Annotated in this window: 14 protein-coding genes and 1 pseudogene; 14 read left to right on the top strand and 1 reads right to left on the bottom strand. The window is 67.0% G+C overall.

Annotated elements, in window-relative coordinates; all coding sequences use genetic code 11:
- The first annotated feature begins 126 nt into the window (after positions 1-126).
- The 9 genes from KF707C_RS00505 to KF707C_RS00465 all read left to right on the top strand — a co-directional run bounded on the left by KF707C_RS00505 (position 127) and on the right by KF707C_RS00465 (position 8,605).
- The gene (locus tag KF707C_RS00505; protein WP_003458207.1) at positions 127-1,248 is read left to right on the top strand and encodes a Re/Si-specific NAD(P)(+) transhydrogenase subunit alpha; all 1,122 of its coding nucleotides are present in this window, start codon (positions 127-129) and stop codon (positions 1,246-1,248) included.
- A 12-nt stretch (positions 1,249-1,260) separates the two neighbouring features.
- Positions 1,261-1,575: an NAD(P) transhydrogenase subunit alpha gene (locus KF707C_RS00500; protein WP_003458205.1), complete on the top strand. Its 315-nt coding sequence runs from the start codon at positions 1,261-1,263 to the stop codon at positions 1,573-1,575.
- A gap of 2 nt (positions 1,576-1,577) precedes the next feature.
- Positions 1,578-3,014, top strand: coding sequence for an NAD(P)(+) transhydrogenase (Re/Si-specific) subunit beta (locus KF707C_RS00495; protein WP_003458202.1), 1,437 nt, complete (start codon positions 1,578-1,580; stop codon positions 3,012-3,014).
- Between the two features lie 190 nt (positions 3,015-3,204).
- Positions 3,205-4,698 carry an acetyl-CoA hydrolase/transferase family protein gene (locus KF707C_RS00490; protein WP_003458200.1) on the top strand — a complete coding sequence of 498 codons (1,494 nt, stop codon included), beginning with the start codon at positions 3,205-3,207 and terminating at the stop codon, positions 4,696-4,698.
- Between the two features lie 329 nt (positions 4,699-5,027).
- Positions 5,028-5,243, top strand: a complete 216-nt coding sequence (locus tag KF707C_RS00485; RefSeq protein ID WP_003458198.1) for a DUF1127 domain-containing protein — start codon at positions 5,028-5,030, stop codon at positions 5,241-5,243.
- Between the two features lie 265 nt (positions 5,244-5,508).
- Positions 5,509-5,718 carry a DUF1127 domain-containing protein gene (locus tag KF707C_RS00480; RefSeq protein ID WP_003458196.1) on the top strand — a complete coding sequence of 70 codons (210 nt, stop codon included), beginning with the start codon at positions 5,509-5,511 and terminating at the stop codon, positions 5,716-5,718.
- Positions 5,719-5,822: 104 nt separating this feature from the next.
- Positions 5,823-6,140 (top strand): DUF2388 domain-containing protein, encoded by a 318-nt coding sequence (locus KF707C_RS00475; protein WP_003458194.1) that lies wholly within the window; start codon positions 5,823-5,825, stop codon positions 6,138-6,140.
- Between the two features lie 165 nt (positions 6,141-6,305).
- Positions 6,306-6,626: a DUF2388 domain-containing protein gene (locus KF707C_RS00470; RefSeq protein ID WP_003458193.1), complete on the top strand. Its 321-nt coding sequence runs from the start codon at positions 6,306-6,308 to the stop codon at positions 6,624-6,626.
- Positions 6,627-6,646: 20 nt separating this feature from the next.
- Positions 6,647-8,605 carry a DUF7844 domain-containing protein gene (locus KF707C_RS00465; RefSeq protein WP_085986687.1) on the top strand — a complete coding sequence of 653 codons (1,959 nt, stop codon included), beginning with the start codon at positions 6,647-6,649 and terminating at the stop codon, positions 8,603-8,605.
- Between the two features lie 27 nt (positions 8,606-8,632).
- On the opposite strand, the gene KF707C_RS00460 is transcribed toward KF707C_RS00465, so the two are convergent.
- Positions 8,633-9,034, bottom strand: coding sequence for a GFA family protein (locus tag KF707C_RS00460; RefSeq protein ID WP_003458190.1), 402 nt, complete (start codon positions 9,032-9,034; stop codon positions 8,633-8,635).
- 59 nt (positions 9,035-9,093) lie between these two features.
- Here KF707C_RS00460 and KF707C_RS00455 point away from each other — a divergent pair, with 59 nt between their 5' ends.
- From KF707C_RS00455 to KF707C_RS00435, 5 genes and pseudogenes are all read left to right on the top strand, one after another.
- Positions 9,094-10,062: an AEC family transporter gene (locus KF707C_RS00455; protein ID WP_051050811.1), complete on the top strand. Its 969-nt coding sequence runs from the start codon at positions 9,094-9,096 to the stop codon at positions 10,060-10,062.
- A gap of 268 nt (positions 10,063-10,330) precedes the next feature.
- Positions 10,331-11,638 (top strand): CitMHS family transporter, encoded by a 1,308-nt coding sequence (locus KF707C_RS00450; RefSeq protein WP_003458185.1) that lies wholly within the window; start codon positions 10,331-10,333, stop codon positions 11,636-11,638.
- A gap of 102 nt (positions 11,639-11,740) precedes the next feature.
- Complete coding sequence (locus tag KF707C_RS00445; protein ID WP_003458183.1) at positions 11,741-12,499, top strand: TerC family protein; 759 nt, start codon at positions 11,741-11,743, stop codon at positions 12,497-12,499.
- Positions 12,500-12,796: 297 nt separating this feature from the next.
- Positions 12,797-14,574, top strand: a pseudogene (locus tag KF707C_RS00440) (Na/Pi cotransporter family protein).
- Between the two features lie 68 nt (positions 14,575-14,642).
- A complete protein-coding gene (locus KF707C_RS00435) occupies positions 14,643-14,954 on the top strand; it encodes a hypothetical protein (RefSeq protein WP_003458174.1) in 312 nt (103 codons plus the stop codon).
- Positions 14,955-14,970 lie beyond the last annotated feature (16 nt).

Below are 14,970 nucleotides of genomic sequence, written 5' to 3'. Positions count from 1 at the left end.
CGGTTCCGATTGCAGAATGCCGCCCCTCGAAGGTTTCGGCCTTCGCGGCCATGCCGATCCGCCCCCGCCAGAGCACCACCCGTAGTGCAACTGGTTCACCAGATCGATCACGCAGGAGAGTTAGAAGTGCACATCGGTGTTCCTCTCGAAACCCACGCCGGGGAGACGCGGGTTGCCGCGACACCCGAGACCATCAAGAAGCTGGTGAGCCAGGGCCACCAGGTGACTGTGCAGAGCGGTGCCGGCGTCAGCGCCTGCATCCCGGACAGCGCCTATGAAGCCGTCGGCGCCACCATCGGCAACGATGCCGCCGCCTTCGGTGCCGACCTGGTGCTGAAAGTGGTCGCCCCCACCGAAGCCGAGCTGGCCCACATGCGGACCGGCGCCGTGCTGGTGGGCATGCTCAACCCCTTCAGCAACGAGATCATCGCGCGCATGAACGCCCGCGGCATCACCGCCTTCGCCCTCGAAGCGGCGCCGCGCACCTCCCGCGCCCAGAGCCTCGACGTGCTGTCCTCCCAGGCCAACATCGCCGGCTACAAGGCCGTGATGCTGGCGGCCAACCACTACCCGCGCTTCATGCCCATGCTGATGACCGCCGCCGGTACCGTGAAGGCCGCCCGCGTGCTGATCCTCGGCGCCGGCGTGGCGGGCCTGCAGGCCATCGCCACCGCCAAGCGCCTGGGCGCCGTGATCGAGGCCTCCGACGTGCGTCCGGCAGTGAAGGAGCAGATCGAATCCCTCGGCGCCAAGTTCGTCGACGTGCCCTTCGAAACCGATGAAGAACGCGAATGCGCCCAGGGCGTCGGCGGCTACGCGCGCCCGATGCCGCAATCCTGGATGAAGCGCCAGGCCAGGGCGGTGCACGAGCGCGCCAAGCAGGCCGACATCGTCATCACCACCGCGCTGATTCCCGGCCGCAAGGCGCCGACCCTGCTCCACGAGGCCACAGTCGCCGAGATGAAGCCGGGCTCGGTGGTCATCGACCTGGCCGCCGCCCAGGGTGGCAACTGCCCGCTCACCGAAGCGGACCAGGTCGTGGTCAAGCACGGCGTGACCATCGTCGGCCACAGCAACCTCGCGGCCCTGGTGCCGGCGGACGCCTCCGCCCTCTACGCCCGCAACCTGCTGGACTTCCTCAAGCTGGTCATCGACAAGGACGGCCAGTACCACCTCAACCTCGAAGACGACATTGTCGCCGCGTGCCTGATGTGCCGCGACGGGCAAGTCGTCCGTACCAACGGCTAAGGGGCAGCGGACATGGATCTGATCTCTGACGGCATCTACAACCTGATCATCTTCGTGCTGGCCATCTACGTCGGCTACCACGTGGTGTGGAACGTGACCCCGGCCCTGCACACCCCGCTGATGGCCGTGACCAACGCCATCTCGGCCATCGTGATCGTCGGCGCCATGCTGGCCGCCGCCCTCACCGTCACACCCCTGGGCAAGACCATGGGCACCCTGGCGGTGGCCCTGGCCGCGGTGAACGTCTTCGGTGGCTTCCTGGTCACCCGCCGCATGCTGGAAATGTTCAAGAAGAAAGCGCCGAAAGCGGCTGCGGAGAAACACTGACCATGAGCATGAACCTGATCACTGTTCTCTACCTCGTCGCCTCGGTGTGCTTCATCCAGGCGCTCAAGGGCCTGTCGCACCCGACCTCGTCCCGTCGCGGCAACCTGTTCGGCATGGTGGGCATGGCCATCGCCGTGGTCACCACCGTCGGCCTCATCTATAAGCTGGGCGCCGATCTCGCCACCCAGGGCCTGGGCTACGTCATCGTCGGCCTGCTGGTCGGCGGTACCGCCGGTTCGATCATGGCCAAGCGTGTCGAGATGACCAAGATGCCGGAACTGGTCGCCTTCATGCACAGCATGATCGGCCTGGCGGCGGTCTTCATCGCCATCGCCGCCGTCGTCGAGCCCCAGTCCCTCGGCATCGTCGCCGCCATGGGCGACGCCATTCCGGCAGGCAACCGCCTGGAACTGTTCCTCGGCGCGGCCATCGGTGCCATCACCTTCTCCGGCTCGGTGATCGCCTTCGGCAAGCTGTCCGGCAAGTACAAGTTCCGCCTGTTCCAGGGTGCCCCGGTACAGTTCGCCGGCCAGCACAAGCTGAACCTGCTGGTGGGCCTGGCCATCATCGGCCTGGGCCTGTACTTCACCTTCACCGGCAACCTCCAGGCCTTCGCCCTGCTGGTGGCCCTGGCCTTCGTCATCGGCGTGCTGATCATCATCCCGATCGGCGGCGCGGACATGCCGGTGGTGGTGTCCATGCTCAACAGCTACTCGGGCTGGGCGGCCGCCGGCATCGGCTTCTCGCTGAACAACTCGATGCTGATCGTGGCCGGCTCCCTGGTGGGCTCCTCGGGTGCGATCCTCTCCTACATCATGTGCAAGGCGATGAACCGCTCCTTCTTCAACGTCATCCTCGGCGGCTTCGGCGCCGAAGCCGACGCGGGCGGTGCGGCCGGTGAACAGCAGCAGCGCAACGTGAAGTCCGGCTCGTCCGACGACGCCGCCTTCCTGCTGACCAACGCCGACAGCGTGATCATCGTCCCCGGCTACGGCCTGGCGGTGGCCCGCGCCCAGCACGCGCTGATGGAACTGGCCGAGAAGCTGGGCCACCGCGGCGTGACCGTGAAGTACGCGATCCACCCGGTCGCCGGCCGCATGCCGGGCCACATGAACGTCCTGCTGGCCGAGGCCGAAGTGCCCTACGAGCAGGTGTTCGAGATGGAGGACATCAACTCCGAGTTCGGCCAGGCCGACGTGGTCCTGGTGCTCGGCGCCAACGACGTGGTCAACCCGGCGGCGAAGAACGATCCGAAGTCCCCCATCGCCGGCATGCCGATCCTCGAGGCCTACAAGGCCAAGACCGTGATCGTGAACAAGCGCTCCATGGCCAGCGGCTACGCCGGCCTGGACAACGAACTGTTCTACATGGACAAGACCATGATGGTCTTCGGCGACGCCAAGAAGGTCATCGAAGACATGGTCAAGGCGGTGGATTGATCCCCCTCCGGCAACCCCGAGAACCCCGGCCCTGCGCCGGGGTTTTCATTTAAGGAGCCCCCCTGCGAGACCGTACGCCCCGACGGAAGGCCTTATATAGAGCGCTTTCTTCGACCTTGGTATAAAAGTCGGACGACCCGCCAGCCCCTAGACTGCGCGCCTTTCCTACCGGTTGTCCGAGGTTATCCCCATGTACTCCGATCGCGTGCGCCTGCCCTCCCTGCTGGACAAGGTGATGAGTGCGGCCGAGGCCGCTTCCCTGATCCAGGACGGCATGACCGTCGGCATGAGCGGCTTCACCCGCGCCGGCGAAGCCAAGGCGGTGCCCGAAGCCCTGGCCCAGCGCGCCAAGGAGCAGCCGCTGAAGATCAGCCTGATGACCGGCGCCAGCCTCGGCAACGACCTGGACAAGCACCTCACCGAGGCCGGCGTGCTGGCCCGGCGCATGCCGTTCCAGGTGGACAGCACCCTGCGCAAGGCGATCAACCAGGGCAAGGTGATGTTCATCGACCAGCACCTGTCGGAGACCGTCGAGCAGTTGCGCAACCACCAGCTGAAGCTGCCGGACATCGCCGTGATCGAGGCGGTGGCCATCACCGAGCAGGGCCATATCGTCCCCACCACCTCGGTGGGCAACTCCGCCAGCTTCGCCATCTTCGCCAAGCAGGTCATCGTCGAGATCAACCTGGCCCATGACACCAACCTGGAGGGGCTGCACGACATCTACATCCCCACCTACCGCCCCACCCGCACGCCGATTCCGCTGACCCGGGTGGACGACCGCATCGGCGGCACGGCGATTCCCATCGACCCGGCGAAGATCGTCGCCATCGTCATCACCAACCAGCCGGATTCGCTCTCCACCGTGCTCTCGCCGGATGACGAGACCCAGGCCATCGCCGACCACCTGATCGCCTTCTTCACGCGCGAAGTGGAGGCGGGCCGCCTGAGCAACAACCTCGCGCCGCTGCAGGCCGGCATCGGCAACATCGCCAATGCGGTGATGTGCGGCCTGATCGAGTCCCCCTTCGAGAACCTGACCATGTACTCGGAGGTGCTGCAGGACTCCACCTTCGACCTGATCGACGCCGGCAAGCTGCGCTTCGCCTCCGGCAGCTCCATCACCCTGTCCGCACGCCGCAATGGCGATGTCTTCGGCAACCTGGAGCGCTACAAGGACAAGCTGGTGCTGCGTCCCCAGGAGATCTCCAACCACCCCGAGGTGGTGCGGCGCCTGGGCATCATCGGCATCAACACGGCCCTGGAGTTCGACCTCTACGGCAACGTCAACTCCACCCACATCTGCGGCACGATGATGATGAACGGCATCGGCGGCTCCGGCGACTTCGCCCGCAATGCCCACCTGGCCATCTTCGTCACCAAGTCCGTGGCGAAGAACGGCGCCATCTCCAGCGTGGTGCCCATGGTCAGCCACGTCGACCACACCGAGCACGATGTCGACATCCTGGTCACCGAGCAGGGGCTTGCCGACCTGCGCGGCCTGGCCCCACGGGAGCGGGCCCGGGTGATCATCGACAACTGCGTCCACCCGGACTACCGCCCCGCGCTGCTGGACTACTTCGAGCGCGCCTGCGCCAAGGGCGGCCACACCCCGCACCTGCTGCGCGAGGCCCTGTCCTGGCATATCAATCTGGAGGAAAGCGGCCGGATGCTGGTCGACTGAGGGCATCTGAGCGAAACAGTTATAAGGCTGTAACGCTTCATTCTGACAAAGCGGCCTTAAAACAGTTTCTGAAAAAACAGAACTGTACTGTTCAAAAACACTACCTGAAGCTTTATCTACGAGAAATTATGCGGTGCTTCGTTGAAAGGCAGATAATTCAACGGGGCACCCATACAGCTGCGCATTATTTCAGCCAAACAGTTAGCAAGCATGCTAACAATGTCCTGCACAATTCAGAGCAACTGTGACTACAGCTGCGGCTGTTCCGGGAGGATCATAGGCACCAGTTGATAACCAAGCCCCGTCAAAAGCGGGAAGGACCTGCCGCCATGGAACGTACCCTCAGTTCCGACCTGATTTTCGAAAGCGTCGAACAATCCCCGAAATCCTCTTGGGTTCTGCGCGCCGCCTCCGCCCTGCTGCTGTGGCAGCGCCGCATCGCCAGCCGTCATCAGCTGGCCCGCCTGGACGCCCGCCTGCTGGCCGACGCCGGCATCAGCGAAGCCCAGCGCGAAGCCGAGCTGCGCAAGCCCTTCTGGCGCTAAGCCGATCGCCGGGCCAAGGCCCGGAGCGCAACACCCCAGACAGAACCCGTCGCTACCGCGACGGGTTTTGTCGTTTCTGGCCCGGAGTAACCGAGGAGCCGCCCTTACCAGAACAGGTGGAGTCACCGGGAGCAGTACAATTCGAACAAATACCAATCTGATACAGCACAATTTCAGACTGCTGTGACTGCACAGCCTGTTCCTCCAGCGCGACCATGGGCACCCAATAGCCAAACCCGCGAAGATCGCGGGAAGGAAACGCGCCATGGACCGCACCCTGACGGCCTCCTCCGCCTCCACTTCGCCCCCCGCCCCGGTCGCGCCTTACCTGCGCCTGTTCGCCACCCTGGTGCTGTGGGCGCGCAATGTCCGTACCCGCCGACAGTTGGCGAGCCTGGACGACCGGGCCCTCGCGGATGTGGGGATCAGCCGCGGCGAGCGCCTGGCGGAATTGGAGCGACCCTTCTGGCGTTGAACGGCGACAGGCCACCACTGGCCGGAGAAGCCCGGATTGACTAGGCTTCCCGCAGTCGGCAGCGCCTCTCGCGCTGCCGCTCCGGTCAGTTCAAGGAGCCTCCCATGACCTCTCTTCGCATCCTCGGCGCCGCCGCCCTGCTGGCACTCGCCGGCAGCGCCTCGGCCACCAGCTTCGTCGTCACCACCGATGCCGTGGTCGGCGCGGTCGCAGCCACGTCCGAAGCCACCACCGACGTCTCTTCTTCCTTCAATGACGACAAGATCGTACTCGCGGCCCGAGACGACGCCGCCAGCTTCGTCGCCAGTGCCGGCGAGATCCGCGGCGCCCACCTGGAGGCCGCGCTGAAGCATATCCGCAACGTCCAGCCGCAACTGGCCGCCAGCGATCTGCAACTGGCCCAGGCCATCCTCACCCTCTGACGGGTTCCGGGCCGCGCTCCCCGCGCGGCCCTCCCGCCTGAAAGGCCCGTGCCGCCTGGCTCTGAGGGCCTCATTCCGTTAACCTTCGCGCCCTGAAGAACCGGTGGAGAACCGCCGCCGGATATCGACGTCAAAAGCCTTAGAAATTTCCTACGGAGAGCCTTCATGCGCCGTTCGCTGTCTGTCGCCGCCCTCGCCCTGTCCCTCGTTGCCGGAGCCGCCCAGGCCCAGACTCTGGTGGCCACCAGCAACATCATCGTTCGTGCGCTGGACCGCACCCTGGACTTCACCTCCGACACCACCACTTCCATCCGCGACATGAAGGTCGTGGTGGCCGCCCGTGACGACGCCGCCAGCTTCGTCGCCAGCGCCGGCGACATCCGCGGCGCCCAGCTGGAAGCGGCCTTCAGCGCCCTGCGCGAGCGCTTCCCGCAGGCCCGCGAGGCCAGCGACCAGGCCCTGGCGGAAACCATCCTCGCCCTCTGACCGAACGCGAGCGTTATCCCCTGAACGCCCTCCTGCGCCTGATCGGCCTCTGCGGCCTGCTGCTGGCCGGCGAAGCCCAGGCCGACCTGCGCCTGGTGCTGGACGACGAGGGCCTCTCCCGTGCCCAGCGACAGGCCAGCCAACAGCTGCTGGACGACGCCCTCGCCGCCCTGCCGCCCAGCTTCATCCAGCGCCTGGATCGGGTGGTGCGGGTGGGCTGGAGCGATGAGCTGCCGGACAACGGTTACGGCCGCGCCACCCGTTTCGACGCCCTGGTGCTGAACCGCAGCCTGCTGCCCTCCCTCGCCGATGGCAGCGCCGCGACGCAGAAGACCGCCCGGGTCCACGGCAGCGTGCGCCGGGAGCTGCTGGCCACCGTGCTGCACGAACTGACCCATCTCTACGACCGGGCGCGGCTCTGGAGCCCGGCGGAACGCACGCGCCAGTTCCGCTGCCGCCTGCAGGTCGCCAGCACCGGCCCGGTGGGCCTGCCCGGCGACTGCCGGGGGCAGGACCAGCGGCGCTTCACCCTGAGCGACGACCCTCGCCTGCTGGACCTGGCCGGCTGGCCCCAGGCCGTGGGCCGGCGTGGCCAGCGCGAGGCGGAGAACCACCAGCTCGCCCGCAGCCCGGACCCTTACGAGCTCACCAACCCCCGCGAGTTCGTCGCGGTGAACATGGAGTACTTCCTCCTCGATCCGTCCTACGCCTGCCGCCGCCCGGCGCTGCAACGCTACTTCCGCGAACACTTCGACTGGCAGCCGGCGCAGCGCGAGGCCTGCACCCAGGGTTACGCCTACCTCAACGCCGGCCGCGACTTCGCCCGCCAGCCCCTGGGCAAGCTGGACCCCGAGCGCGTCTTCGAAGTGGACTACCTCTTCGCCGAAGCGAACCAGAACTGGGCCAGCCGCTGGGGCCACAGCATGCTGCGCCTGGTGATCTGCGCCCCCGGCCGGCCACGGGGGCCGGATTGCCGGCTGGACCTCGACCAGCACCTGGTGCTGTCCTACCGCGCCTTCGTCGGCGATGTGCAACTGTCCAGCTGGGACGGCCTCACCGGCGCCTATCCCTCGCGGCTGTTCGTGTTGCCGCTGCACCAGGTGATCGAGGAGTACACCAAGGTGGAACTGCGCAGCCTCGCCTCGGTGCCGCTCACGCTCGACCGTCGGCAACTGGAGCACCTGGTGGAACACGCCGCCGCGATGCACTGGAGCTACGACGGCGACTACTGGTTCCTCTCCAACAACTGTGCCGTGGAGACCCTCAAGCTGCTGCGCAGCGGCACCGACCACCCGGCCCTGAAGGACCTGGACAGCATCATGCCCAACGGCCTGCTGAAACTGCTGGAAGGTCGCGGCGTGGCCGACCCGACGCCCCTGCGGGACCCGAAGGAAGCCTTGCGCCTGGGCTACCGCTTCGACTCCTTCCGCGACCGCTACCAGGCCATGTTCGTCATCCTCCGCGAACGCCTGCGCGTGCCCCAGGAGAACGTGGAGGACTGGCTGGAGCTCAAGGCCGAGCAACGCCGGCCCTGGTTCAACGCAGCCGACCTGCGCGCCAGCGCCGCCCTGCTCCTGCTGGAACAGGCGGCCCAGCGTCGCCAACTGCTGCTGGCCCAGGACGAACTCAAGCGCAACTACCTCGGCTCCCGGGAGCAGGCCGGCCAGACCCGCTTCGCCAAGGCCGGGGGCACCCTGGAGCAGATGCTGGCCAACAGCGGCTTCCTGAGCCGTCCGGCGGAGATGCTCCAGGGTGGCTACGGACTGCCCCAGGACGCCGAGTGGCGACGCCTGGAGGCTGAGAGCAGCAGCCGCCAGCAGACCATGCGCCAGCTCAGCGACGACCTCGACCGGGAAGTACGCAGCCTGCTGGAGCCCCGGCGCCTGGCCGAGCTGAACGCCACCGAGGCCAACCTCAAGGCCATCGGCGAGCACCTGCGCCAGCTGCACAAGGCCTCCGGCGGGCTGCAGCTGCCATAGGGTGCAGCACCGGTTCGGCCAGCCTCATCAAAGCGTCTCCTCGTCCTCCTCCGGCAACTGCGGGTCCAGGTGCAGCCAGGGCAGCCGGCTCTTCACCCAGATATGCCGGCTCGGCGGCGAATCCTCCGGACGGTCCAGCGTCGCCACGGTCAGGTCCAGGCTGTCCGGGCTCAGCTGCGTGAACAGCGCCAGGTGGCTGCCGCAGTTCGGGCAGAAATATCGGGTGCAACTGGCGGACGAGGCGTACTGGGCAGGGGTGCCTGCGGTCCAGCGGAAACCGGTCAGGGGCACCGTGGCCCAGGTGGTGACGATGCCGCCGGTGGTGCGGCGGCAGATGGAACAGTGGCAGTGGGCGACGTCGGCCAGGTCCGCCTCGACCTGGTAGCGCAGCTGCCCGCAGTGGCAGCCGCCGGTGTGCAACTGATGCATGGTGGACTCCTGCGCGGGGCTACCCCCAACCCTAGCAGGCGGTTGCGCGGCCCCACCGGATGCAAGGAAGATGGCCCGTCCCCGCAGACCCGGATGTCGCCGTGCTGACCCTCTTCCAGGCCCTCTGGCCCCTCTTCGCCCTGATCGTCGGCGGCTACCTGCTGCGCCGCTGGGATTTCCCCGGCGAGGCCTTCTGGCCCGCCGCCGAACGCCTGAACTACTTCATCCTGTTCCCCGCCCTGCTGTTCAGCAGCCTGGCCACGGCGCCCCTGGACAACCCCGCCCTGCCCCGGCTGGCCCTGGCGGTGTTCATCGGCCTCGGCGCCGGCTGGGTGGCCCTGCTGCTGGCGCGACGCCTGCTGGGCTGGCCGGCGGCGCGCTTCGGCGCCCTCACCCAGGGCCTGCTGCGCTTCAACACCTACCTGGGCCTGGCCGCCATCGGCAGCCTCCATGGCAAGGACGGCCTGGCCATCGCCGCGCTGATGCTGGCCCTGATGGTGCCCACGGTGAACCTGATGTCGGTCTGGGCGCTGACCGCCGAGCGCGGCGTCAGCCTGGGCGGCCTGCTCAGGCCCATGGCCAGGAACCCGCTGATCCTCGCCTGCCTGGCCGGCGCACTGGTCAACCTGGCCGGCGTCGGGCTTCCGGGCGGCAGCGACCGTCTGCTCAACCTGCTGGCGGTGGCCAGCCTGCCCCTGGGCCTGCTCTGCGTGGGTGCGGCGCTGAGGCCCCAGGAACTCACCGGCGAGATCCCCGCCCTGGCCTGGAACTGTGCCCTGCGCCTGCTGGCCATGCCCGCCCTTGCCTTCGCCGTGGCTCTGGGCCTGCGCCTGCCCTCCATGGAGAGCGCGATCCTGGTGCTGTTCTTCGCCCTGCCGACGGCCCCCACGGCCTACGTCCTGACCCGGCAACTGGGCGGCGACAGCCACCTGATGGCCGGCATCATCACCCTGCAGACCCTGCTGGCAGGCGCCAGCCTGCTGCTGGTGATGCAGCTGATGACCGGTTCGACCTCATTGGCGGGATGAGCCGTCAGCTTCGCCGTTCGTCGCCCATTCCCCCCACGATCACCTCGGATCGCCGCCGAAAGCTCGCTGAAAGCTTGACGCCTTAGCATCCGCCCCACTGCCGGCACGACCGGCCGCCCGGGGCGACCCGGGCCATTCGACAACAACAAGATTGGTGATCGCCATGCCCCGCTCCTGCTGCCGCCCCGGCATTCCCCTACCCGCTCTCCGCACGCCCTCGGCCGCGCGCTGATCCGCCCTTCACGCCGCCCACGTCCGGAGAATCCCCATGCTGACCCTGCTCGGCTTCGCCATGGTCATCTGCTTCATGTACCTGATCATGACCAAGCGCCTGTCCGCCCTGATCGCGCTGATCATCGTGCCCATCGCCTTCGCCCTGATCGGCGGCTTCGCCGCGGGCATCGGCCCGATGATGCTGGAAGGCATCGGCAAGCTCGCCCCCACCGGCGTGATGCTGATGTTCGCCATCCTCTATTTCGCCCTGATGATCGACTCCGGCCTCTTCGACCCGCCGGTGCGCAAGATCCTCAAACTGGTGAAGGGCGACCCGCTGAAGGTGTCCATGGGCACCGCCGCCCTGGCCCTGATCGTCTCCATGGATGGCGACGGCGCCACCACCTACATGATCTGCGTCGCCGCGCTGCTGCCGCTTTACAGCCGCCTGGGCATGAGCCCGCTGATCATGGCCGGCCTGATCATCCTGGCCGGCGGGATCATGAACATGACCCCCTGGGGCGGCCCCACCGCCCGCGCCGCCAGCGCGCTGCACGTGGACCCTTCGGACATCTTCGTGCCGATGATCCCGGCCATGGCCGTCGGCGCCCTCGCCCTCTTCGGCCTGGCCTGGGCCTATGGCAAGCGCGAGCGCGCGCGCCTGGGTGTGCTGCACCTGCCGGACGAGGAGATCAACCATGACGAGATCAGCGTGTCCCAGTACCCGGAGGCCCGCCGGCCGAAGCTGCTGTGGGTGAACGCGGGCCTGACCGCCGCCCTGATGGTGACGCTGATCCTCGGGCTGCTGCCCCTGCCGGTGCTCTTCATGATCGCCTTCAGCATCGCCATGATCATCAACTACCCCTGCCTCCAGCAGCAGAAGGAGCGGGTCGCCGCCCATGCCGGCAATGTCCTGGCGGTGGTCGGGCTGATCTTCGCTGCCGGCATCTTCACCGGCATCCTCTCGGGTACCGGCATGGTGGAAGCGATGTCGAAGAGCCTGCTGGCGGTGATCCCGCCGTCCATGGGGCCCTACCTGGCGGTGATCACCGCGCTGGTGAGCATGCCCTTCACCTTCTTCATGTCGAACGACGCTTTTTATTACGGCGTGTTACCGGTGCTGGCCGAGGCGGCGAGCCATTACGGCATCAGCCCCGTGGAGATGGCGCGGGCCTCTATCGTAGGCCAGCCGGTGCATCTGCTGAGTCCGCTGGTACCCTCCACCTACCTCCTGGTGGGGCTCGCCAAGGTGGAGTTCGGCGACCACCAGCGCTTCACATTGAAGTGGGCGGTGATGATTTGTCTGTGTATCCTCCTCGCCGCCCTGCTGCTGGGAGTCTTCCCGCTCTTTGGAGCCCACTGAGCAGCCGCTGAATGACCTACACGAGAAAGCCGGAAACTGCTTAAGCTCTTTCCGGCTTCTTCGTGCCCAACCTAAACCAGAACCTACGAGGATCAACGCATCATGGAATGGCTGACCAGCCCGGAAATCTGGGTCGCCTTCTTCACCCTGACCGCCCTGGAGATCGTCCTCGGCATCGACAACATCATCATGATCGCGATCCTCGTGGGCCGCATGCCGCCGCACCTGCAGGCGCGTACCCGCTTCTTCGGCCTGGCCCTGGCGATGGTCACCCGCATCGCGCTGCTGCTGTCGATCACCTGGATCATGCGGCTCACCAACGACCTGTTCCACCTGTTCGGCCAGGGCATCTCCGGCCGCGACCTGATCCTCTTCTTCGGCGGCCTGTTCCTGCTGTGGAAGAGCTCCACCGAGATGTACCACAGCCTGGAAGGCGAGGATGAAACCGGTGAGCAGCCCTCCGGCGCCGCGCGCAACTTCATCGGCACCATCATCCAGATCGCCATTATCGACATCGTGTTCTCCCTGGACTCGGTGATCACCGCCGTCGGCATGGTCTCCCACGTGCCGGTGATGGTCGCCGCGATCATCGTCGCCGTCCTGGTGATGATGCTGGCCGCCGGCACCATCAGCGATTTCATCGACAGGCACCCGAGCCTGAAGATGCTGGCCCTGTCCTTCCTCGTGGTGGTAGGTACCGTGCTCATCGCCGAGTCCTTCGAAGTCCACGTGCCCAAGGGCTACGTCTACTTCGCCATGGCCTTCTCCCTGGGCGTGGAGGCGCTCAACATCCGCGCCCGCATCGCCCGGGGCCGCAAGGAAGACCCGGTGAAGCTGCGCAAGGACATCCCCGGCCAGTAACAGGCCCGGATGACCGACGAACGGGGCCGCAAGGCCCCGTTCCTGTTTCCGGAGGCCCACTTGGCGATGCCCCTGGATGTTTCACCTCAGAAAATCGCGCCAACTCCTTGATCGATAACAGGCAGCCTCGCCATCCAGGGTCTTTAATGAAGGGCAAGGGCCGAACGGGCAGTTCCATCATGGAAATCCGTCCGGCTCCGGGGGTCCAAGGATGACAACCGTATTACCACTCGCCTGACTGCGCCGCCGCGCCCACCGGAGGCTGCGGCGACCCTCGTCTTCGCCAGGAGGGCCACCATGCTGACGCTGCTCAACCTGCTTTCCGCCGTCGCCCTGCTCATCTGGGGCACGCACATCGTGCGAACGGGCATCCTCCGCGTGTACGGCGCCAACCTCCGACGCCTGCTCAGCCGCAGCGTACGCCGTCGTCCCCTGGCCTTCGCCGCCGGCATGGGCGTCACCGCCCTGGTGCAGAGCAGCAACGCCACCGCCCTGCTGGTCAGCTCCTTCGTGGCCCAGGGCCTCATGATGCTGGCCCCGGCGCTGGCCATCATGCTCGGTGCCGACCTGGGCACGGCCCTGATGGCGCGGGTCCTGACCCTCGACCTGTCCTGGCTGTCGCCGCTGCTGATCTTCTTCGGGGTGATCTTCTTCCTCACCCGCAAGCAGACCCGGGCCGGGCAACTGGGCCGCGTCGCCATCGGCCTCGGGCTGATCATCCTCGCCCTTCAGCTGATCATCGCCGCCGCCGAGCCCATCACCTCCGCCAAGGGCGTGAAGGTGCTGTTCTCCTCCCTGACCGGCGACGTGCTGCTGGATGCCCTGACCGGCGCCCTCTTCGCGATGATTTCCTACTCCAGCCTGGCCGCCGTGCTGCTCACCGCCACCCTCGCCGCCTCCAAGGTGATCTCCCTGAAGGTCGCCCTGTGCCTGGTGATCGGCGCCAACCTCGGCAGCGGCGTCCTCGCCCTGCTCAGCAGCAGCCTGCAGAACCCCTCCGGTCGCCGGGTGGCCCTGGGCAGCCTGCTGTTCAAGCTGGCCGGCTGCGCCCTGGTGCTGCCCCTGGTGGGACCGCTGGCCAACTGGATCGACAGCTGGCCCATCTCCAACGCCGAACTGGTGATCGCCTTCCACGTGCTCTACAACGGCGTGCGCTGCACCCTCTGCCTGCCGTTGACCGTCCCCATGGCACGCTTCTGCGACTGGCTGCTGCCCGATCGGCCGCAGCCGGACGACGTGGCCAAGCCGCGCCACCTGGACCCGGCCGCCCTGGACACGCCCAGCCTGGCCCTGGCCAACGCGGTGCGGGAAACCCTGCGCATGGGCGACATCGTCGAACAGATGCTGAACAACCTGGTGCACCTGCTGCGCGGCGGCGACCCGCTGCTGGGCAAGGACATCCACCGCCTCGACGACGACCTGGACGCCCTCTACACCGCCATCAAGCTCTACCTGGCGCGCATGCCCCGGGAGGACCTGGGCGAACGCGACAGTCGCCGCTGGGCCGAGATCATCGAGCTGACCATCAACCTCGAACAGGCCGGCGACATCATCGAACGCATGCTCGACGACCTGCGCAGCAAGAACAGCGCCCAGGGCCGGGCCTTCTCCGAGGAAGGCCAGGCGGAGATCGTCAGCCTCCACGACCAGTTGGTGGAAAACCTGCGTCTCGCCCTCTCGGTGTTCCTCAACGGCGACCTGGAAAACGCCAAGCGCCTGCGCCGTGCCAAGCAGCGCTTCCGCATCCTCGAACGGCGCTACGCCCACGCCCACGTCTCGCGACTGCACCAGCAGGTGGTACAGAGCATCGAGACCAGCGCGCTGCACCTGGGCCTGATCAGCGACATGAAGCGGCTGAACTCGCTGTTCTGCGCCATCGCCTACGCGGTGCTGGACAACCCCGATGCCCCGGAAGCCATGGACGAAGATCCCGCCTCGGACGTCCCCCAGCGCTACTACGAGCCGGAGATCAGCTCCCATCGTTGACCCCGGCCGGCCCCGCGATCGCAAGTCGCCGGGGCCGGACCGCAGGCAACCGCGCATCGCCGGTGCTGATGGCCCATCGCGACAACTGATGCGGATCAATATTCGCCCCGTTACCCAGTCTTAGAGTTGATGGCCTTTTGATAGCAGGTCAGTCGCCATGCCGCGTATTTCCCCGCCCCTGATGCTGATCAGTCCAGACCGTCCGCTGGCCGAGCGGGCCCGCCGCCTGCTGGCGGACGATAACCTGGAGTGCGCCGTGCTGGTGGACAGCGGCGACTGCACCCGGGCGCCGCTTTGCCACTGGCTCAAGGACCCACCCCAGGGCCAGGCCGGCCAGCTTCGCGCCTTGCTGGTGGAAACCGTGAGCGTGCTGGACGATACCCGCCACGCCTTCCGCTCCCGGGAGCTGGGGCGGTTGCGCAAACGTCTCGAACTGGCGCTGAGGGAGTTGCCGGCCCTCGAGGACTGAGGTAAAAACGCCCGGC

The organism is Pseudomonas furukawaii (genome assembly GCF_002355475.1).
GTDB lineage: Bacteria > Pseudomonadota > Gammaproteobacteria > Pseudomonadales > Pseudomonadaceae > Metapseudomonas > Metapseudomonas furukawaii.
The sequence above is the reverse complement of the archived record's forward strand: the minus strand, read 5'-3'. Positions and strand labels throughout refer to the sequence as shown.

Bases quoted from the DNA above. Each gene is read 5' to 3' on its own strand.
- KF707C_RS00500 (WP_003458205.1), top strand. From the start codon at position 1,261: ATGGATCTGATCTCTGACGGCATCTACAACCTGATCATCTTCGTGCTG.
- KF707C_RS00495 (WP_003458202.1), top strand. From the start codon at position 1,578: ATGAGCATGAACCTGATCACTGTTCTCTACCTCGTCGCCTCGGTGTGC.
- KF707C_RS00490 (WP_003458200.1), top strand. From the start codon at position 3,205: ATGTACTCCGATCGCGTGCGCCTGCCCTCCCTGCTGGACAAGGTGATG.
- KF707C_RS00485 (WP_003458198.1), top strand. From the start codon at position 5,028: ATGGAACGTACCCTCAGTTCCGACCTGATTTTCGAAAGCGTCGAACAA.
- KF707C_RS00480 (WP_003458196.1), top strand. From the start codon at position 5,509: ATGGACCGCACCCTGACGGCCTCCTCCGCCTCCACTTCGCCCCCCGCC.
- KF707C_RS00475 (WP_003458194.1), top strand. From the start codon at position 5,823: ATGACCTCTCTTCGCATCCTCGGCGCCGCCGCCCTGCTGGCACTCGCC.
- KF707C_RS00470 (WP_003458193.1), top strand. From the start codon at position 6,306: ATGCGCCGTTCGCTGTCTGTCGCCGCCCTCGCCCTGTCCCTCGTTGCC.
- KF707C_RS00460 (WP_003458190.1), bottom strand. From the start codon at position 9,034: ATGCATCAGTTGCACACCGGCGGCTGCCACTGCGGGCAGCTGCGCTAC.
- KF707C_RS00455 (WP_051050811.1), top strand. From the start codon at position 9,094: ATGCAAGGAAGATGGCCCGTCCCCGCAGACCCGGATGTCGCCGTGCTG.
- KF707C_RS00450 (WP_003458185.1), top strand. From the start codon at position 10,331: ATGCTGACCCTGCTCGGCTTCGCCATGGTCATCTGCTTCATGTACCTG.
- KF707C_RS00445 (WP_003458183.1), top strand. From the start codon at position 11,741: ATGGAATGGCTGACCAGCCCGGAAATCTGGGTCGCCTTCTTCACCCTG.
- KF707C_RS00435 (WP_003458174.1), top strand. From the start codon at position 14,643: ATGCCGCGTATTTCCCCGCCCCTGATGCTGATCAGTCCAGACCGTCCG.